Source organism: Croceitalea sp. MTPC6, assembly GCF_036985525.1.
Taxonomy (GTDB): domain Bacteria; phylum Bacteroidota; class Bacteroidia; order Flavobacteriales; family Flavobacteriaceae; genus Croceitalea.
The window spans coordinates 14,184-34,743 of the sequence record NZ_BTGR01000015.1 but is presented as its reverse complement, the minus strand read 5'-3'; the positions used below and the strand labels follow the sequence as shown (position 1 = coordinate 34,743).

General features: G+C 42.0%; 20 protein-coding genes and 1 pseudogene. 18 read left to right on the top strand and 3 right to left on the bottom strand.

Going from position 1 to position 20,560, the window contains the following annotated elements; genetic code table 11:
* Both AACP56_RS17685 and AACP56_RS17680 read left to right on the top strand, forming a co-directional pair.
* A complete protein-coding gene (locus AACP56_RS17685; protein WP_094998671.1) occupies positions 1-582 on the top strand; it encodes a recombinase family protein in 582 nt (193 codons plus the stop codon).
* 14 nt (positions 583-596) lie between these two features.
* Positions 597-1,388: an AAA family ATPase gene (locus AACP56_RS17680; protein WP_094998672.1), complete on the top strand. Its 792-nt coding sequence runs from the start codon at positions 597-599 to the stop codon at positions 1,386-1,388.
* Here the strand turns inward: AACP56_RS17680 and AACP56_RS17675 are convergent.
* Positions 1,381-1,584 (bottom strand): hypothetical protein, encoded by a 204-nt coding sequence (locus AACP56_RS17675; protein ID WP_188669485.1) that lies wholly within the window; start codon positions 1,582-1,584, stop codon positions 1,381-1,383. The genes AACP56_RS17680 and AACP56_RS17675 overlap by 8 nt on opposite strands.
* Positions 1,585-1,974: 390 nt before the next feature.
* On the opposite strand from AACP56_RS17675, the pseudogene AACP56_RS17670 reads away from it, so the two are divergent.
* Positions 1,975-2,409: pseudogene (locus tag AACP56_RS17670) on the top strand (IS982 family transposase); the annotation flags it as partial.
* Positions 2,410-3,093: 684 nt separating this feature from the next.
* Positions 3,094-3,240: a hypothetical protein gene (locus tag AACP56_RS17665; RefSeq protein ID WP_339338928.1), complete on the top strand. Its 147-nt coding sequence runs from the start codon at positions 3,094-3,096 to the stop codon at positions 3,238-3,240.
* A 444-nt stretch (positions 3,241-3,684) separates the two neighbouring features.
* Here the strand turns inward: AACP56_RS17665 and AACP56_RS17660 are convergent, their stop codons facing one another.
* Together AACP56_RS17660 and AACP56_RS17655 are read right to left on the bottom strand one after the other, a co-directional pair.
* Positions 3,685-4,677 carry a replication initiation protein gene (locus tag AACP56_RS17660; RefSeq protein ID WP_339338930.1) on the bottom strand — a complete coding sequence of 331 codons (993 nt, stop codon included), beginning with the start codon at positions 4,675-4,677 and terminating at the stop codon, positions 3,685-3,687.
* The gene (locus AACP56_RS17655) at positions 4,674-4,913 is read right to left on the bottom strand and encodes a hypothetical protein (protein ID WP_339338932.1); all 240 of its coding nucleotides are present in this window, start codon (positions 4,911-4,913) and stop codon (positions 4,674-4,676) included. The genes AACP56_RS17660 and AACP56_RS17655 overlap by 4 nt, the downstream gene beginning before the upstream one ends.
* Before the next feature lie 439 nt (positions 4,914-5,352).
* Between AACP56_RS17655 and AACP56_RS17650 the strand changes: the two genes are divergently transcribed.
* From AACP56_RS17650 to AACP56_RS17585, 14 genes are all read left to right on the top strand, one after another.
* Positions 5,353-5,571 carry a hypothetical protein gene (locus tag AACP56_RS17650; RefSeq protein WP_339338934.1) on the top strand — a complete coding sequence of 73 codons (219 nt, stop codon included), beginning with the start codon at positions 5,353-5,355 and terminating at the stop codon, positions 5,569-5,571.
* Between the two features lie 629 nt (positions 5,572-6,200).
* Entirely contained in the window at positions 6,201-6,791 is a 591-nt protein-coding gene (locus AACP56_RS17645) for a BfmA/BtgA family mobilization protein (protein WP_339338936.1), read from the top strand.
* A complete protein-coding gene (locus AACP56_RS17640) occupies positions 6,792-8,009 on the top strand; it encodes a DUF5712 family protein (protein ID WP_339338938.1) in 1,218 nt (405 codons plus the stop codon).
* Positions 8,010-9,641: a type IV secretory system conjugative DNA transfer family protein gene (locus AACP56_RS17635; protein WP_339338940.1), complete on the top strand. Its 1,632-nt coding sequence runs from the start codon at positions 8,010-8,012 to the stop codon at positions 9,639-9,641.
* 15 nt (positions 9,642-9,656) lie between these two features.
* Positions 9,657-9,974, top strand: coding sequence for a hypothetical protein (locus AACP56_RS17630; protein ID WP_339338942.1), 318 nt, complete (start codon positions 9,657-9,659; stop codon positions 9,972-9,974).
* A 3-nt stretch (positions 9,975-9,977) separates the two neighbouring features.
* The gene (locus AACP56_RS17625) at positions 9,978-10,286 is read left to right on the top strand and encodes a hypothetical protein (RefSeq protein WP_339338944.1); all 309 of its coding nucleotides are present in this window, start codon (positions 9,978-9,980) and stop codon (positions 10,284-10,286) included.
* Positions 10,283-12,724, top strand: coding sequence for a TraG/VirB4 family ATPase (locus AACP56_RS17620; protein ID WP_339338946.1), 2,442 nt, complete (start codon positions 10,283-10,285; stop codon positions 12,722-12,724). The genes AACP56_RS17625 and AACP56_RS17620 overlap by 4 nt, the downstream gene beginning before the upstream one ends.
* Entirely contained in the window at positions 12,711-13,280 is a 570-nt protein-coding gene (locus AACP56_RS17615; RefSeq protein ID WP_246905352.1) for a hypothetical protein, read from the top strand. Before AACP56_RS17620 ends, AACP56_RS17615 begins: the two co-directional genes overlap by 14 nt.
* 3 nt (positions 13,281-13,283) lie before the next feature.
* Positions 13,284-14,045, top strand: a complete 762-nt coding sequence (locus tag AACP56_RS17610; RefSeq protein ID WP_339338948.1) for a hypothetical protein — start codon at positions 13,284-13,286, stop codon at positions 14,043-14,045.
* Entirely contained in the window at positions 14,042-14,674 is a 633-nt protein-coding gene (locus tag AACP56_RS17605; RefSeq protein ID WP_339338950.1) for a hypothetical protein, read from the top strand. The genes AACP56_RS17610 and AACP56_RS17605 overlap by 4 nt, the downstream gene beginning before the upstream one ends.
* Positions 14,667-15,644, top strand: coding sequence for a conjugative transposon protein TraM (gene traM, locus AACP56_RS17600; protein ID WP_339338952.1), 978 nt, complete (start codon positions 14,667-14,669; stop codon positions 15,642-15,644). Before AACP56_RS17605 ends, traM begins: the two co-directional genes overlap by 8 nt.
* On the top strand, positions 15,641-16,627 hold the full coding sequence (locus AACP56_RS17595) for a DUF4138 domain-containing protein (RefSeq protein ID WP_339338954.1): 987 nt from the start codon (positions 15,641-15,643) through the stop codon (positions 16,625-16,627). The genes traM and AACP56_RS17595 overlap by 4 nt, the downstream gene beginning before the upstream one ends.
* A 4-nt stretch (positions 16,628-16,631) precedes the next feature.
* A complete protein-coding gene (locus AACP56_RS17590) occupies positions 16,632-17,183 on the top strand; it encodes a conjugal transfer protein TraO (protein WP_339338956.1) in 552 nt (183 codons plus the stop codon).
* Between the two features lie 19 nt (positions 17,184-17,202).
* A complete protein-coding gene (locus AACP56_RS17585; protein ID WP_339338958.1) occupies positions 17,203-20,559 on the top strand; it encodes a TraQ conjugal transfer family protein in 3,357 nt (1,118 codons plus the stop codon).
* Position 20,560: the final 1 nt, after the last annotated feature.

Below are 20,560 nucleotides of genomic sequence, written 5' to 3'. Positions count from 1 at the left end.
ATGGTAGTAGGATATGCCAGGGTATCGACACCCGAGCAAAAGCTTGAAGCACAGATCGATCTGTTAAAAAATGCTGGTTGTGAGAAAATTTATAAGGATATAGCAAGCGGTACCCGAGACGACAGAAAAGGATTGAACGAAATGCTGAGATATATGCGAAAGGGGGACACTATCCTTACCTATAAAAACGACAGGGTTTTCCGTTCGCTGAAAAATATGGTTGAACTTATTGATAGGTTCAATGAGGCAGGGGTACATTTCAAAAGCTTGAGCGAACCGGAATTCGACACCACATCGGCCAACGGTAAATTTTTATTACAGATTTTTGCGGCAGTTGCGGAATTCGAACGCAACCTTATCAGTGAACGCACAAAGGTGGGGCTTGATAATGCAAGAAAGCGGAACAAGTTGTTGGGCAGGCCCAAAGGGTCGAAGATTGAAACAATCGAAAAGTACCATTATGCCAAGCATCTGTACGGGAATCAAGGAGTATCGATTGATTTGGCCTGCAAACGGGCAAAAATCGGTAAGACCTCTTTTTATAGAGTAGAAAAAGAACTTTCGTCAAAATCAAGTAGTTAATCTCAGACAAGGCTATGTCTTACCTCACATCACTTAGCATAACTACAGAAAGAACCCATCCGTTTCCCTATGATGTCAGTGCAATAAAGTTTGCAAAGGACGTTGATGTATCCGCACCTGTTACCTTTATTATAGGTGATAACGGTACCGGAAAGTCCACATTGCTCGAAACATTGGCACTTCGTTTACAATTACCACATATGGATGGATTTGGGTATGGTAAAAATTGTTTCAAGGCAGCCCGTTCGTTGACGCCATATCTGCATTTAGATTGGAAAATTGAAAAACCCAGAGGATTTTTCTTCAGGGCAGAGGACTTTGGTGACCTCTTGAACAGTATCGACAGAGAGGATGCCAGGCTCCATGAATCCTTCAAGGATATTTATGGAGAAGTTCCAGACCATATCATCCAAGAAATGAAGGACAACCAAAACTATCAGATTTATCGAATGCGATTGAACTATGGTCAGGATCTACAAGGTTTTTCTCATGGGGAGGCCTACCTGAAGATAATGGACGATACTATAAATGGAAACGGGATATTTCTATTGGATGAACCGGAGGCCGCTTTGTCACCATCCAAACAGTTGTCCTTGCTTTATTTTATCCAAGAACATCTTAAATCCCATATGTCCCAATTCATTATAGCTACACATTCACCTATGCTTATGGCATATCCCGGAGCCAATATATATGAGGTGACCGACAAAGGAATGAACAAAGTATCTTTGGAGGAGACAGAACATTACACTATTACAAGGTCGTTCCTGCAAAGTCCAGAAAGCTATTTGAGGTTTTTCAAGTAGAAAGTCCGGTATTATAATATGCGGTGCCGTCAAAAAATGGATACCACCATTTATCCCTTGTATTGGTTTCTCCTATGTTTTTTCCAGTTCCTGGTACGTTTTGAATACTTCGAGTTGGTCGTTTCAATCCCGTGGGGAAAACAGTAACAACAGCCACCCATCTTAAGATAGTTGTCAATCCTTGATAAACGAACATTGGATATTTTCTTTGGAAAATCAATATGTCCTTCAGGGGTAAGTCGAAAAGCCCTTTCAAATCGTTTCGTATATTTCACGATTTCAATGTTTTAAGTGAATACTTAAAACATTGAGCCTTTTAGGAATTTGGAAAGAAACATAATCGGTTGATTTCCGTAAAGATAGTCCATAAAACAGTTTGGGCACAAGTTATATTCAAAAGCTATGAAATGGTAGTGTAATCCCGAAACAAACGAATGTTCTTAAGCATTTGCAGAATAGTAGTTTGGTTAATCCAATTGGACTTTTGGCCAACTTTTGAGATGTAACCATTGTATAAGAAGTGCCAGTGTTTTCAGTACCTGTGAGCTAAGTTGTCGTTTTATGCAGCTATGAGGTCACTAGGCCTATTAATGATAAAGGCGAGCTTCTGTCTTTCTACCTTACCAAAGGCAATGTGGATGACAGGAACATTGAACTAATGACGGCCATGACCAAGGAGGTCTTTGGAAAGCTCTTTGGAGATAAGGGCTACATATCCAAGGCTCTGGCAGAACTGCTCTTCCAGGACGGCATACAGCTCATTACAAAAGTGAGAAAGAATATGAAGCAGCAGAATTTATCTGATGTGGATGCTATACTGCTGAGAAAAAGAGCTCTTGTAGAATCCGTCAATGATGAGCTCAAGAACATCTGCAAAATTGAACATACAAGACACCGCTCTGTTAAAGGGTTCTTAGTAAACCTCATAGCAGGGCTTACCGCATATTGCTTCTTCCCTAAAAAGCCGTCTCTAAATATCACCCCTGTGCAAACAAACCAATTATCTTTATGGGCTGCTTAAACATTATTCACGTTAAATTAGGTAATTTAATTGGGCATTTTGTTCAATTTTGGGACGATGTCAAAGCGGAAAGCCAATGTTTTCAATGCCTCCGAGCTATATTGACACTTTTCGCAGCTATGAGGTCACTAGGCCCAATAGGTGCTATGGTATTTCTAAATTAGTTTTGTGATTTTACCAATTTGCATAGAAGCGTTTGTTTTAAAGCACTCAAATAGAAATTATCGTAATCCTGCTTTTGGTAATTTTAGAATAGCGGTAACAGAATCATATATAAATCTAAAAGCAAAATCATGAGTGAGAATCAGCCAAATTACACAGAAGAAGAAAGGAAATTATTGGAAACAACATGCACGCCCGGGCACAGAATTTGTCTCGGAGGGACTTGGCACCAGTGTCGTGCAGGGGGGTCAGGATATTATAATACTGGGGAGAGTTGCGACTAGGCCTAGTGGAAGGGTAGCTGTTATACGGGGCCATCTCTTTGAGAACAAAAGAACACTTTAGCATGGATACAGTTCAAAGGAAAATAACAAAACAGAAACCTCCAAGATGGTTTCGGATATTACGCTACAATTTCAATTGTTTGTGGTACCATGTTCTAATGCCGGTAGGAATTCCAGAAGATGAATTTTCCAAGATGATCAGGGAGAGCCGTGAGAGAAGAAAAAAGTAAATTGAATTGTGGTTGAAGTATTCCGGAAAGATGGAACCAGTGAAAAAGCTGAAGAATTAGGCGAGGTCATATTTGATGATGGAAAATATTTTCGTTTACATTCCTCAGATCGGGTTTTCTCCAAATCAGAGTACAAATACACCACCAAACTCTAAAAATGGCATACATTAGGTACAGAGCGATTGTGAAGGTCATGTGTCCCGTTTGTCAATCAAACGTAGATTCCAAAAGGAGAATCGATACGGATTGCAGGGATTGCCGTTTTCTCCGGTACAACAATGTCAACCGATTAAAAAAGTTTACGAGATTCCTTCATTCGGATTTTCCGAACTGGAGCTATTTCAATATCTATGAATACGTAAAAGGGGAGAAGGGAAGATACCTCGGGAGCTTCCAAAAAGGAAAGAACGAACCCGTTTCGGATACGTTCTAAGAAAAAACGGAATGACCTAGTGGCCACTCCGTTTTTCGATACAAACTTGCGTTTGCTTCTTTCACTTCAAATATAGTGATTTTTGATTTAATGCGTCTTGCTTTTTTGACCTTTCTTCATATGGGTTTTCGCTATTGGAACAATGGCGGACGCCAGTTTTGCTGGTTTACGCGGAGCTTCTCTGTACTATAAGCTTATGAAATGCTTCAATAAAATTTTCCTGTTTTAGCAGATAGGGTCGGTTCTCATATTCAAGTGCAGACAGATAGGATAGGTCATATCTTTTTGCTAGTCCGCCCAATTGTTGTTCCTGGGTATCATCGAATTCGTATATTTTCCTGAACTCACTGATTTTTTTGGCCGCTCGTTTTGGTTCGTAAGTCGAGTTGACACTTTCCGTTTCCGTTTCGTAAAATTTGAAAATGATTTTTACAATTTTAGCGCCCCTTCCCCTGGTAGCTTTTGGGTTTGCCCTAACAAGCGTGTAATTGAAACTTTTATCAGCAAACTTGTCTAGCTCATTTTTGCACGGTTCAATTACCCTTGTAACGATTTTTCTCAAATCATTGTATTTGTCGCCAATCTTAAAATTTTCCCTTACTTGGGCTTCAGTGAGGGTTCTGCCCTCAATCTCCCCTTTTTTATACCATTGGCATATGTATTGATAGATGACCAGGTGATGTTTGTTGCCGGTTTGAAAACCTACATTCGATAGATAGGGCGTATAGCCCTTAGATAAATCCACAAGCACCTTATACCAATCCGCATTTATCTTTAAATCGACAAAGCTGTTGTTTGTGCTGTAGGTTGCCTCATTGATAATCCCCGTAATCGTTCTGGTTTCAACCTCCTGTCCTTCGTCCGTGGTTGTTCCTTTAACCACGATTTCCTTTTTTCTGATGGTACTCAATGACTGGTACACGAGCTTCAAATCATTTCCAACAGTCAAATCCTTAGGTCGGAATCGCATCACCACGTTATTGTCCATATCGATTTGTGTTCCCATTTGGATAAACTGGTGTTTTTTAATCTGCTGTAGAACACGGATTAGGATACGGGCTTCATGGATATTAAAATCAAAACTTTCGGTTAGCACATATGGCTGTTGAACCGTTTTCGGTAAGGTAGAAATGTCAACTCGTTGTATCTTAGCGCTCATAAACAGGGTGTCCGTGAAAGTTCCAATAAATCAAATGTAGCAATATCCGTGAAAGTTCCAATAATTCCATCCGTGGTTGTTCCAATAAAAATTGTTAATAAGTCCAATGCGATTATTGATAATGGGCATAGTGCTGTTAAAAACTTCATCCGCGGTTGTTCCAATAACCCGTCCGTCATTGTTCCAATAAAAACGTGGTTGTTCCAATAAATGTCCGTGACCGTTCCATTATCCATCCGCCATTGTTCCAATAAACCTCTTAAAGCCCCTGAAAACACTATATATTCGCGATTCCTTAATTTAATCTGTAATTCCTTTAATTGAAAAAAGAAATAATTTTAAATAATAATTTTAGTTTAATTAAGGTTTCAAAAAGGTCATAATTCTTGTTCATAACAAGAATTTCGCCCATTTTTCAATCATTTTTGTATTGTTTCACAATATTTAGGATGAAAGGTCAAAAAGCATCCGCAAAACCTAGAAAAAGTGTCAATATGTCGCTTTTCAATTGATTTTTTCTATCGGCCGTCCGTGGTTGTTCCAATAAATAAACCCTGTTTTTTTACTGAAAATAGGACTTGTACACGTTTTCTAAATTGTGCGTTTTATCGAAAAACCAACAATATTGATTGGTTGATTTATAAGATTCCAATTGTGATAGGCGTTAATAATCAAATGGCCCGATCCAAAATAAATATGGATGTTGTGAAACAGGTCCGCTCCAAATTGGAATCCAGAGAAATGTTCAATCCGGAATCCATGAGCGCTTTAAGCGAGAAGCTGAAACTTCAGCGCAAATCGCTAAGTTGTTTTTCATTTACGAAAAAGCGTGAATTGGATTTGACCATTTCCGCCCTCACTTATCTGCTGGACAAAAAGAAAAACAAAAACTAATACAGCCCGCCCCCGACATCTGACCCGGGGTGAATGAATCCATTCATATTTGAAATGAGTTTTTCCGGTTACGGGATGGCAAGCTGTATTTTCTTCAAATCGTTTTTCAGTAGTTTGCAAACTAAGAACAACCAAAATTTTGACCAAGTAATTTTCCTACAAATCGGTGAAACGCACGTAATGATTTTCAACCGAATTTTTTTGCCCCAAAAATCTTACTTAAGGTCGTCTTGCGACCTTGAAGATGAACAAACCTACTCGCTGGAACCGACGCTGTTTTTTTAGCGTTCAGGCAGATAAGCGTTAAGAAAAAACAGCGTTGGAGCGTTCATCATTTCTGAACTTTTGAAGCAAGTTCAACCGTTGTAGCCTAAAGCAAATATCGAGGATATTTGAAATGACTATTTGTGTTGCTTCGCAACAGAATATAGGAAGAGCAAGCAGTAATCAGGCAAGGCCTGATATAATAATGATTTACAGTATGTTATAAATAAAACTTCCTATATTTTGGTAGAAATTAGGGAGAAAGACCACGCTTAAGCTATGTATTTCAACGATTTTATTGTTAAAGTTAGGGAGAAAATAAGGAGAAATTTTACATTTATCTTAACACTCTATAAAAATGAAAAATGTCTCTCCAAACTATTAAAATCTACCCTGAAACCAAAGAACGTGTAGATAAATTCAAGAGCAGGGGAACATCATATGATGATGTACTTTCCCAATTTTTGGACTACTTCGAATCTACCGGTATCAAACCCAACGAAATTGATTCCTCTCCAATGACCGTTACCAAAAAGGCAACGGAAAGAGTGGTGAAAATCATACGGAATATCGAGACCAAAAAGCTATCGAAAATCATGGGGATGCTGGAGGATATTTTGGTCAGGGTTTCAGAATCCGATAATCAAACGGTTGCCCAGGGAGAGATTTTTTCATCTAAAGAAGTGGAAGAATTGGTGGAAACCATCGAGACATTACAGGAGGAAAATTCCCGATTGGAAAATCGTATCGAGGAGATATTAACCACAGGTAATAATGATTCGAAAACGGAAACCTTAAAACCCAATTTGGATTTTCTCGATGCCATTTTAAAAGCAGTGAAGGAATTACGTGATAATGCCAAAAGCATTCAATTACAGAAAGACGAGTACAAAATCAAAAAGAACATTCTGGACCGAAATCTAGATACAATTTCTAACCTTATTAAAAATAGATAATTGTTCGTAAAAGTACATAAGCCATTGAAATTGACGGGCGGGAACAACAAGGGGAGTTCCTTTAACCTGATAGAGTACCTATCCAAAGAAAACAAGGATTTGGAAAGGGATGACATGGATTATGATGGTTTTTTCAACTTGGACCAAGATGATATATTGGACAATAAGGCGGTGCAAATCATAGATGGAAATAATCATCGATTATCGGTCAGGGACACCAAATTTTATATGCTCAGTTTCAACCCCTCTTGGGAAGAGCAGAAACATTTGGTTGAAATGGCCAGCAACGGCAGAACCAATATTATCGAAGAGCTCTCCCCTGAAGAAAATCTACAGTTTCGGCAGTATCTAAAAGATTATACCAATGATGCGATGGAGCTCTATGCCAATACCTTCTCCAGAAAGGATAAAGAGGGCAACGAGATCATACTGGAGGCGAAGGATTTGAATTATGTGGCCAAGGTGGAATCCAAAAGGGAATACAGTATTTGGGACAAAAACGTAAAGCATAACCTGGCCATCAAAAAGAAGATTGACAAAAAACTGAGACAAAACGAGAGCAGTAACAACCCAGCGAAAATAATTCTCAACAAACGGGCCATCAAAGATTTGGAATCTCAGTATCTAAGGGACGATAACGGCAGCATCCAAACCGAAAAAGGAAACATCATTTTACAGGGGACCGAAAAAGGAGGCTGGAACTATCATGTTCACGTTGTAATTTCAAGAAACACAAAATCCAAATGGTACAAAGGGAAAAAAGTCGTTGACGAGAAAGGGAATCCTTTGGTATCCGATTCCAAGATTATCAGCAAAGCCAGGGGAATGCAATTGAGCCCTAACGCCAAAGGAACAGGGAAAAGTGAGAAGCACCAATTGAACGATGAGAAAGTCCATGTCGGTTTTCATCAGGAAAAATTTAAAACGGACAGCTCCAGCCTATTCAATGAAAAGTTTGGATATAAGCCGAAAGAGTTTGACCAATACAAGGGAACAACGTACAAAAATGTTTCTCCGCAGAGTAAGCAGCTTATTGCTAGATTGAGCCAAAAGCCGCTGAACAAGGCTAAAGGGGTCGCCATAGGAAAAACATTGGGTGATGCCGCCATAGCAGAAAGAAAAGCCTTGGCGCTGGTGTCCAATCCAAAGGCCGCCGCTATAATGGAGTTGAAACAAAAAGTAAAAGAAATACTATTGGCCAAAGAGATGGCTGGATAAATGGAGAACTTATATTACATATTGATTGTGGGAGGCCTTTTCTTTATTGGCCTTATCATTCTTATGGTCCGATTTACCAAGAACAGGGGAATGTCCTTTGTAATCGGCTGCCTTCTCTATATGCTAGTAATTTATGCCATTGGATATTACGGGAAACCGTATTTATCCATTGAATTTGAACCGTTCTTGGTCAAATATGGCGCACCCTCATATAGCTTGGCCCTAGTCATCGGGGCTTTGATTGTCTTTACTTCAAAGGATAAGAAATCCGTAAAAAAATCATACAACTTCACCCCTATTGAATTATCGGTCCAGAACGGACGTAATATTAAGTTCATGGATCCATTCAATAACTTTTTGGTGTACGCTGGAGCGAACACCGGTAAGACAAAAAGTATTGGGAAACCGTTGCTAAAAGGTTTTGTGGAAAACAAATTCGCAGGAATGATTTACGACCTGAAGGAGTTTGATTATACCAAGGCAGCATATCACTTCATCAAGGAAACCGGTTACGGTGGCTCTTTCTATTACGTGAACTTTACCGATATGTCAAGAACCTATCGGTTCAATCCGTTATCGGTGGCCGCGATACCTTCATCCGATGATTTGCCACAGTTGGGCGAAGACCTGATCCGTGCCTATTTGCCAGAAGGTCAAAAATTGAACGATTGGGGGCTTGGTGGACTTGGGCTGTTACAAGGCCTGATGATACGGTTTAGAAAGGATTATCCTCAATACTGTACCTGGCCACACATATCAAATTTTGCGCTCCACAATTCCAATAAACACCTGATATCCTTTTTGGAAAAGGATGCCCAGGCTAAATCATTGGCCGGTGCTTTCTTGGATTCAAAAGATAGTCCGAAACAGCTTTCAGGGTACAAGAGCTCTTTGACCAACTATATAGGAAAATTGGCCTATAACAAGAACATCTGTTACGTGCTTTCGGGCAATGATTTTGATTTCAATTTACTGGACCCGGAGGATCCTAAACTCTTTGCGATTTCCAATAATTATGCCTTGCGAAATATACTCGGGCCTATCATGGGAATGCTCGTTAAAATTTCCAGTAGAAGGTTCACCATGAGCAACAAGATTCCTTTTGTCTATTTCATGGATGAAGCGACCACCTTCAAGATCGACAATTTTGAGGAAATGCCCTCAGAACTCCGGGAGTATTTGTGTGCGTTTGTCTTTATCACCCAATCGCAAAGCAAAATCAGCGCACTTTATGGGGAGAAGGCTCTTAGTTCCATGGAAAGCAACTTCGCGAATGTGTTCTTTGGCAGGACCGGGGATACGGTCGCCCAAAAACGATACGTGCAACAATTCGACAAGATTGATGAAGTCAAAAAGACATACAGCAGGTCATCGGGTACACACAGTAGCAGTTCCGGACACTCCCAAAGGGTGGACAAAGTTGCCAAATATGAAACCTCGTTTTTCAAACACTTGCCGGCAGGGGAGTTTGTGGGTTACGGCAGTAACTCCAATTACAACGAGTTTCATTTAAAACTCGATATGATGCAATTCCCTGAAGAATTGGAATTGCCCATCGTGAGAAGTGTAAGCGAATCCGATATTGAAGCGAATTATAATGAGATTATCAATACGATCAAGAATCTATATTAACCTTTAAACTATACAATGAAAACAAATCAGAAATTATCGAAAACCGCCTTGTTAACCGCAGTATTGGGACTATCCACAACTGCAATGCAAGCTCAGGACTTTAGGGGAACCATCAACCAGGCCATCAATGATTACTTGATTCCCGTTGTGTTGCTGATTCTGCTAATCGGGGCCATTATTGGATTGACTCGAAACTGGGAAGAAGTCAACAATAGGAATACCCGAAAAGAAGGTTTGATCAATGCAGGAATCATTTTGCTATACGCTGCTTTGTTCGCTGGAGTTATAGCGGCTGTGGTCATTATCGGAGGGAGAATTTCGGTTAATATATAAACCATGAAGTCTTTCGAGGTCAACAAAAACTTGGAGCGGGAACCAAGGATACAAGGGTTTAAACCCAACTATTACTATTTGCTTTTTGTGCTACAAATTGCATTTGCCCTGGTATTCTTTATTTGGGCCCTTTTTGCTCTGGGAAATCCAACGGCCACAGGGCTTACCACCTATTTTGTGGCAATGGGTATTTCGTTGACGGCGATACTCTTTATGAGGAAACAGTTCAAGAAGCTATCGAACCAGACCAAATATAGATTTGGAACAAAGCGATCCGTTTTGTCCAATAAGGATATACTCAACCAGATATGATTAAAAGCAGTAGCGCATATTCAATTTTAGGGTTCAGCGGAAACCTCTTTTTATCAAAGGATGGAAGCGTAGGGGCGTGTTTTCTTGTAACGAACCCCGAGCCTTATTCATTGGATATGGTGAAACTGGACCTTCGACACGAATCCTTTGTACGCTCATTCAGGAATATCGATGATGGTATCTATGTCCAAAAACAGGATATTGTCTTGGAAGAGACGTATTCCAGTTCAAAACACTACTTCAGAAACACGTTTTTAACGGAAGCCGAATCCAGACACTTCGATGGAAGAGAGGGAATCAAACATTATTGTCTGCTTTCCTTTACCATTACCGAATTGGCCTCGCTGAAGGAAAGTTATGTTGCAAATCCGCTGAAGTACACCGAGAAGTTGACCAAAAAGGACAAGGAACGGTTATCACGATTCTTTGACAAGGTAAAAAGCTCCGTGGGGATTCTGAACAAACTTTACAATACCACGATTACCGCGCTGGAGGAAAACGAATTGCGCTATTTCTTTTTGAACTATGTCAATGGTTTCCAAAGCGACCAAGGGCTAAGGGATTTGGTCTTTGACAATAAACTGCATATCGGCGATAACCACTATTCCATTTTCTCGATTAGCGATTCTTCCTATTTGCCCGACACCATAACCAATGTTTCAGATGACACGACCATCAATGTTGAAAATCTGAAACTGTACAAAGGTTTGATGGATGATTTCGGGGTGCATCTTCCTTTCAACCATATTTATAATCAGGTATTGTATTTCCCTGGGCACAAACAATTGAAGGACGAGCTTGAAATGCGCGTCGAGCAATACGAGAAAAGCCAATCCTTTTCTACGGCCCTGAAGCGTGAGTTTACCCGCTTGAAAGAAGTGGAAAAAGAGTTATTGGACAATAATGTTACGCTTTGTAAAAGCCACTTCAACATCATAGCCTGGCACGAGGACACTGATGAACTCCGGAAACGGAGTGATGCCATAAAGGGGATATTTGACGACAAGGAAATCAGTTACTACATACCGTCCTACGAAGGGCTGGAGAACATTTTTCTTTCTACAATCGTGGGCAGGCAATCAAAGCTCCACAAGGATTATCTGTTTCTCAATACTCTCCAGAACGCTTGTTGCATGCTAACGAACTACTCCTATTATTCCGATGATGAAGAGGGTATTGTGGTTCAGGATAGATTGTTACAGGTTCCGTACCGATTGGATTGGTGGGACCGAAAGAACAAACGTATCAATGCACGGAATTTTATCATATACGCACCAACCGGAAGCGGAAAAAGTGCGGACGTCCTGAATATGGCTTATCAATTTTTAGAGGACGGGGTTACACTGGTCATTGCGGAATTTGGAAGTTCCTTTGAACAGTTGACCAAGCTTTATCCAAAGGAAAGCAAGCATATTAAGGTAAACTCGAATACAGCCTTGGGCATCAACCCCTTTAATCTGGAGGGTCGAAAACTTACCAACGAAAAGCTGTTCAGCTTAACGGCCGTGGTCATGAAGTTTTGGAGATTGCCGGCTGAAATCAAAAGAGAGGCCAAAAAGGCCGTGGCCATTACAAAAACCCTTCAGGATTACTATGAGCAAGTTAAAAGAGACCACCATTTTATTAGCTATTACAACCATGTAGTCCAAAATTTCAGGGCTATTTGCGAACGCAAGGATTTCCCTGAAGAATATTTCGACATCAACTCCTTTAAGGTGGTCTGCTCCGAGTTTTTGGAAGGAGGGATATACCACAACGTGGTATCGTCCAATAGCGAAATCAACGAAAGCATTGGCCTAAAATCAGCTATCGTCTTTGAGTTGAACGAGATTAAAAACAACCCCTTTCTGGTATCGGTGATCATGACCATTCTATTTGATGCCATCAATGAAAAAATATTGAAGGACAAGACCAAAAGGGGCTACTTCATATTTGACGAAATGGCTTTGGGAAGCGAACTGAAGGACAATTACAGCGGTATCGACATCATGAGTACCATTTCATTGATCACCGCCAGCATCAGGAAGGAAAACGGCGCGGTAGGCCTCATTTTCCAAACGCCCACACAGATGCCAAAAAATAACCAGTACACCGATTCGATAATCGGGAACATGCAGATACTGGGCGTTTTGGAGGGTAACGAACAGGTTTACGATGCCATCATTGAGCGCCATAAGCTCAAAAACAACGAGCACATCCAAATGATGAAATCGGTATCGAACAACTTTACGGCCGATCGGCCATACTCAGAAAAATTCGTGCGCTTCAATGAGAACTATGCCACCATTATCCGCAATGAATTTTCTAGGGAGAAATTTTTAGCGTTCCAGACCACGGGTGAAATATGGGCTGCTTTACAGTCCAGGTATGAGCAAATCGGCGATATGGAAGAAACAATTATTGAACATATAAAATCTGAGGAATATGAGAAAGTTTAAACTAATGCTTGCCCTGGCATTGCCTTTTCTGGCCAGTGCGCAGCTTGTGGTAGAAGCTCCGGTTCTGGAGGCACAGACCACGGCCCAAAACGTTACCATGACCAAACAGCTTACCGAAGCTTTGGCACAATCGACAACCCTTGTAAAGACCTTCAATACGGTCAAAGAGGGGGTGAACATTTATAAGGAAGTTTCGTCAGCGGTTCGCACCTTAAAATCGATTAAAGGTGTCATCGATAAAGAGTTTGAGTTGATCAAGCTGGCCTCTGAAACCGGGAGGAACATTTCAAAGCTGGACCTTTCCAATGAAACCTTTGATAAGGCATTGGACATTGTTTCGGACATCATTGAGGCCAACAACCAAAATATGGAATCGGTGGAAGCGCTTTTGACCAACGGGAAAATCAATGCGGACGACGGCGAACGGATTTTGATTTTACAGAATATCGAGGAACGGACGGACAAGAACATAGCCGCTCTGAAAACCTTGTATTCCAGATGTAAGAGCTCTCACGATAGACGTTCAATGTACAAAAAGGTCAGGGGGACCAACTAGCCTATGGATGAATCCTTTATCGGAATTAGCGACGTAGAACAGGTATATCGGGATTTCAAAACCAACGGTGTGCTTATTGGCGCATACATTTTTGTGTATGCCGTTGGTTTGTTCTTGGTGGTCCGGAACGTCTCGAAAGTCTATTACAAACAGTCGCGGGAGAACGTAAAGGATTATAAGAAGTTTTTTGACCTCTTGACCCCGCTTTTTCCATACATCGGCCTCATGCTTTTCTTTCCTGTAATCATCAGTGGTTTGGAATGGGGCCTTACCCAAATAGAACAGGGAATTTTGAACATCGTTGGTGTACAGCCCAATGTCAGTTATTGGGATTCCCTTTTGGAAGAGGACGAACGGATAACCGAGGGGGGCGTAATCAACAGCATTCTGGATTGGGATTGGGTAATCGGTTATTTCAGCGTAATAGCCATCAAGCCCATGGCGCTGCTCATTGACAATTATCTTTTCAGTATTGTCATTGCGGGGCGTTACGTCTGGCTTATTCTACTGGAGTTCCAGGCCCCATTTGCCATTATATCACTGATGAGCAAGGACACCGATGAAGTTTTTAGAAAGTGGATAAAGGAGATGTACAAATGTTACCTGTACATACCTGGTTTCATGATTGCCAATTTTTTCGCAGAGGGCATATTTCAGGCATTTTTTGACCAAGGCGACTACAATATGTTCGTAGTCCTTTTTCTGATCGGGGTCAAGATTTACCTATACCGCTTCGTAGCGATTAAAATAAACAATATGATATGATGGATACCGAAGAATTTGAAAAGCAGTACAACGGTTTTCAGAACGCCAAAAAACAGGGTGTTTCGCTTACCAAATGGTTTATGGTTTGCTGTGCCGTTATCGTTGTCGCCGTCCTTATTTGGGCGTTCTTTGTCCATGTTAGCACCGTCAACAAAATCATTGTAACGGACGAATCCGGAAAGCAATTAAATTCTGAAGTGGTCCAACGGGAAAAGATGTTGGAAACATTGGTTTTTAACCAATGCGAGGCCGCTGTTTATTATGTCAATTCATTTGACAGGTTAAATATTAAAGCGAACCAGGCACGAAGCCTTTTTTACATCAACAGCAGTGATGCGAAACGGATATTCGAGACCTATCAAAAAAATGGTGGCTATAACGATGCGCTCCAGCTTGGTTACACCTATGAGGCAGAGTTTGAACGGATTATACGGATGGATGTCGAAACCTTTCCGTATTCGGTTGAGTTTTCGGCTATATTGACCATCGATGAGCTGGATGAAATAAAACGGTTCAGGATTGTCGCCAGGGGCAACATCGATACGAGAACACCGAATTATCCTGAGAACAAAACAGGCTTCTTCTTTACCGATTACTCCCAAATTTATAAAAGGCTGGAAAATGAATAGATCAAAGGTTATTATCATAAGCATTGTAGGGCTCCTAAGCATTGGTGTCATTTTCCTGTTTGTGAATGCCGGCAGCGGTGAATCGGAATATGAGGGTTTTGAATCCTCTCCGGGATCACAGACTAATTCCGAGTTCACTTTTGAGGACATGATGGAATCCGAAGAGGGCAATCTTTTTGATGCCGACAATGAAATGATAGACCCCCACCGGACGAAGAAAAACAGCATTGAAAAAATGTTGGATGAGGGCGATTCCCTTTACGAAGATGAAAACGACCCGAAAGTGCTGGAGCTCCAGCGCCAAATCGAACTTTTGGAACGACAGAGAAAGGCCGAGCAAGTGGTATCGGGCAACGCAGGAACCCAAACCACTAAGCCGCTCACCAAAGCCGAAAAAGAGGGGAAATACAGGGAAGAATTACTGAAAGCCAGGGAAGAGCGTTTGGCAAGATCTCAGGACATTTCAACCCCATCCGCACAGGTCAATACCACGGCCTCGGTATCGGAACCGCCCCTATACTTCAAAGCCAGTATTTATCAAGACCAGTTCATACTCCCGGGCGATAGGGTTACATTGATTTTGGATGAACCCTTGACGTATAAAGGGAACACTTTTAAGAAGAACACCTTTTTATTCGCCAATGCCAATATAAGAGGTTCAAGAGTGCTCATGAGCCTGACCAACATCGACCATGTTCCGGTGATACTGATTGCCAAAGACGTGCGGGATGGAAACACGGGGATGTACAGCAAACGTGCCGGTGAATTGTTCAGGGAGTTCCAAGCGGAAGCAGAATCCCGAACACTCGAAGAAACGGCTGGAGAGGTTACGGCCAGAGCGAACATTCCTCTAGGTACATCCGCTATTAGGGCTTTTTCCCAATTCTTCAGAAAAAAGAAATACAAGGAGAAAGACAAAATTTTATTAGTCAATAATCACGAAGTTATCCTAACAACCCCCGACAGATGAAAATATTAACCCCACTATTTATTTCCTTCATGTCGTTTGTGGGATTCTCCCAGAACGATACCATTCAAGTTTCCAAAAACGATAAAGTCGTTGTGGTCTTTCCAGACAATATATCCGAGGCCTTTATTGGGGACGAGCTTAAATTCTTCATGGATTTCAAACGTGATGAAGGAAGCTCATTCGCCCAACGCATCCTGAAGCTCTATTACAATGAAAGGGCAACAGATAAAAAGGATTATACCAGTCTAACGGCCATAACCGATAATGGAAATTCCTATGAATTTACCTTGGAGCTATCGGCAAAACCAAAAAAGCCTGCCTGGTACATATCACCCGACCAAGCCGTTACCAACATTTTAGGGAAAACCATCGATAAAGGCTATCAACAGGTAGGCACCAACGGCAATTATGATGAAACGGTTGGACCAGTGGCCACAGAACCGGTTGCAACCAAAACCGTCGTATTGGAAGAAACGGAACCAGAGGCGGAACAGGGCGATGAAACCGCACAGCCCACGGCGGAACTTTATAAATCCGACCCCAAAGAGTATTACAGGTTACGGTGTTATTACATGCAATTCGATAAGGCCAGAATACCACGATTCTTTGCAAGAAACGATGATATTTTTCTATGGCTGAAAGGGGTGTATTACAATCAAAACGAACTGTATCTGCAATTTAGGTTGGAGAACAAGGAAGGGGTAGATCTGGATATCAATTTTGTAAAGTTCAGCACGGCAACGGCCTATAAGGGTAGCAGTAGTAATCAAAAGACCGAGCTCACCGATGATGAAGTGCTTTTGGAATACAAAATCCCCAAGAGGGTCGAAGGGAACACCGAAAACCATTTTGTGGTGGTCCTAAAGAAAATGACGCTTGATCGCAACAAAGTCCTAGTGGTCGATTTGGACGAAAGCAACGGGAACAGGGATTTATCCCTAGAGATCGATCACGGTTTATTGAACAACCCCAAAAGATTCTAAGTATATGAAAAGAAAAGCCCCACCATTTTTAATTATTATGTGCCTTTTATGCACCGCTTCGATATTTGCCCAACGCAGGGGCAACCTGGCATCTTCAGTAGGTGTTAGTGGTGGATATGTGGAAGATGGGTTCGCCGCAATGGGAACCTTCAATTTCCACCCCAACCGATTCAAATATTTCCAGATAAGCGTTTTGGCCGCTTTTGCCGAGGATAGGGGAACCCAAGATATTCCCTACAACGTATTCACCATACAGCCAGGGCTAATGTACCGATTGTATATTTCCCGAATAAAAACCTTTAGCGTCCATGCTGGAGGGGGAGGGCTGTTCGGTTACGAGGTCATCAACAACGGAAGCAATGAACTGCCCAACGGGGCCATTATCGATGGAAGAAGCCAATTTATTTACGGTGCCTGGATAGGCGCAGAGGCGGAACTTGCATTGGGAGACGATTTTTCACTATTGATAAAAGCAAATGAATATTACCATGTCAACTCGGATGTAGGGAATTTTTATCCCTACGCAGGCGTAGGAATACGCTACTTTTTATTTTAAGAACTAAAGGAACACTGTTATGAAAACCATCACCCCACTACGCATAGTGTTTTCAAGCGTACTATGCGTTATTTTAATCCTAGCTTGTAGTAAGGACTTTGACCGTATCGTCCAAGATTCCTTTGATTTTACATTTACCGCAGACAACGAAAAGGAAGGCTTTGTTTTTGAAGCATCCAAAACGGATTTTTCCCTAGAGCCTGAAAAGGTCGTTACTTCCGTTGAATACTTTATGCAATACAGCGTAGAGAACGGAAAGGGCTATTATATGACCCCCGAGAACGATACCATTAGGGAAACCGATACCATTTTCGTGCAAGACTTCGATTTTTCATTTAACTACATGGCCATCGATACCGGCATGCACAAAGTAAAACTACGTGCATGGGATTCCAACAGCCTAGAAAAAGAACTGGAGCTATTCTATGATACGAAGTATGCCATCTTCAGCTTCCTTTTGAACAAGGGTACAGAGGAATTTATCATAAACACCCCGAACCCCGTAAACGTTACTTTGTTACGGGATAAGGACACGGGCAACCCAGATAATGAAAGTGCCGAGGAATTTGAAGTAACCTACCAACTGGAGGACGGCACGGGCAAATTGTATTTGGGCGATACCGCCTATGAAGCCGGGGAACCGTTTACGTTGCCAAAAGGGGTAAGCGAATTTGGGTATCAGCCCGAAACCTTGGGAGAACACAAATTGACGATGACGGCAACCGCTCCGGACGGTGCAAAAATCACCAACGAATTATTATTGACCGTAGGCAACCTAAATTTTACCTTTAGGTCAACAGCTTCATCTTCACAGGTTGAACTGAATACAAACCTTGCCGTCAATATCGACCTTCAGACCCAGGACGAGGAATCCGATGTTACCTACGAGATAAGCCACGCCTTTTCTTCAGATAGCCAAGGAGCTGGAACCGTCCGCGACCAAAACGGCGGTGTGATGGATCCAGGCACTTTTAGAAACATCAATCCGGGCAATTATAATTTCACCTTTCAGGATGACGAGCTTGGCCAACGCAAGATTTACTTTGATGTAAGGGATTCAAACGGCCAAACAAAGAGGGACAGTGTCGAAATCGAGGTCGCCAATATTCCCTTTACCTTTTCAGGTAATTCGGAGAGCAACCAGGTATTCGTGAACCAGCGAACCCAATTAAATTTCAACATCAAATCCAATGGGAACACCTCTAATATTGATTATTTCCTGACCTTCAATGTAACCGAAGGGAACGGAAAGGTTACTGGGGTTAACGGCAATACCATCCAGAACAATACCGATTATGGCGTGGACCTTGGAAACTTCTCTTTGTTCTATACGCCCGAAAGCTTGGGAGCGCATAAAATCAGTTTTATGGTAACGGACAATTTCGGCCAGGAAGTGGGGCCCGTGGAAATCGACTTGACCGCCCGCCAATTGGAATTGGAGTTTACCGCATCGGCCAACGATAGCGAAGTGTTGGTTGGCCAGCGTGGAACCATTTCATTAAGCCTAATCGAGAAAGGAGATTTTGACGGAGTTTCCTATGAGTTGAATTACTTTATTACCGGTGGACCTGCCCAATTGTACAATGGTAATTCCGCCATTACACCAAGCCAGTATTTTACCGTCAATCCAGGGAGCTTTTCGTATGACTTTATCGGCGACCAAGCAGGAACCTATGAAATTACTTTCCTGTTAAGGGATAGCAATGGCCAGATATTGGAAGAAAAGGTTACAGTGGTCGTTGGCAACAACGATTTTACCGTTACTATGACCCCATCCAAGCCCACGGAGTTTTCAAACATTCCCGTAAACATCATCGTCAATATCGATGAAGTTCCGGACGGAGCAAATGACACCTATCAGGCGTTTTACTCTTCGAGCAACAACGGAAAAATGACCGTTAACGGTGTGGATTATGGACCAGGGGAAACCTTCCCATTGAGTGCCGGCAATTCCAACATTACCTATACAGGGGAAGAGCCTGGCCAGCACAATATCGTATTGAGTGTTGAATCAGGTTCCGATGTTACCAGAACCGCCAACACCACCATCAATTACGATCAGGTCGATTTTTCATTTACGGGAGGGGCGCAAAAAACCGAAATTTCGGTAGGCGAGACGACCGCACTCAATTTCAATATTACCGAGAGTGTTGGATCCAGCAATTACCGTATGCGATTTACCATGAACGGGAACGCCATCATAAAGGATGCCAGTGGAACCGTGGTAAGTCCTGGTAATATCTATGACGTGCCGAAAGGAAACTTTAACTGGAGTTTGGAAGGAACCGACGATGGTTCTATCAGTATAACGTTCACGGCCCAAAATGATACAGGCCTAGAGAAACAGGTCACTATTTCGATAACCGCCAATGCCAAAGATTACAACTTCACCGCATCGGCTTCGGAATCGTCCGCATTTACCAATGAAGTAATATCGGCCAATTTCAACATTTCTGAAATTGGTATCGGGGGCGACACCTACGAAATGTACTTCTCTTCAGGAAGCAATAACGGTAGCTTCGAGTTTGATGGCCAAACCTACTCCGCAGGGGAAACGTTTGCCGTTCCAGTTGGCGCATTTTCAGGAACGTATACGGGAATTTCGGAAGGGAACCATAACGTAACCTTTACGGTACGGTCATCTTCGGACGTTACCAAAACGGCCAGCTTCAATATCGATTTTGATATTTACGAGGAACCGTTTACCCTAAACATCAGCCAGTCAGCGCAAGACAAGTATATCAATATTCCTTTTGACTTGACGGCCCTTACCAATGCACCGGGCGGGCACGACCCATCAGTAACCTATACAATGGTGTTCACCTTTTCAGGTGCCAGTGTTGGAACCATGCGCTATAAAGGCATAACCTATTCTGAAGGGGAAGTAATCCCGATTGATTACGGCAGCGCACCCATGCAGTTTACGCCGGAAACGGATGAGAGTTTCAACATCAATATCCGTGTAGAAAACTCCACAGGTCAATCCCAGACCACTAGCGAATCCATTGAAATGTTCAAACGGCCTAAAGTAACGGCCAAAGGGGAGAAGCATAATGTGAGTTGTGGTGGCCTGAACGGTTGCGACTACCAAGTTAGGATCTATACGTGTTTCGCCGCAAATTGTTCCGAGGCCTACAACGGGGCAACATTGGAACAGGTCGAAATCCGCATCTTTAATCGTAGTACCAATAGATGGGACAATGAAGTTTTCAACTACAACAATGCCCAGGGAACCGGTGTTGATAGATATTTCTTAATGGAGGAAGAACCAAGAGAGAGCAGATTGAAATATTTAGATCAAGACTACGAGGTACGTGTTAGGGATAGCAACGGCCAGTGGAGCGATTGGACTTCAGGAACAGTTGTAAGAGTATAAA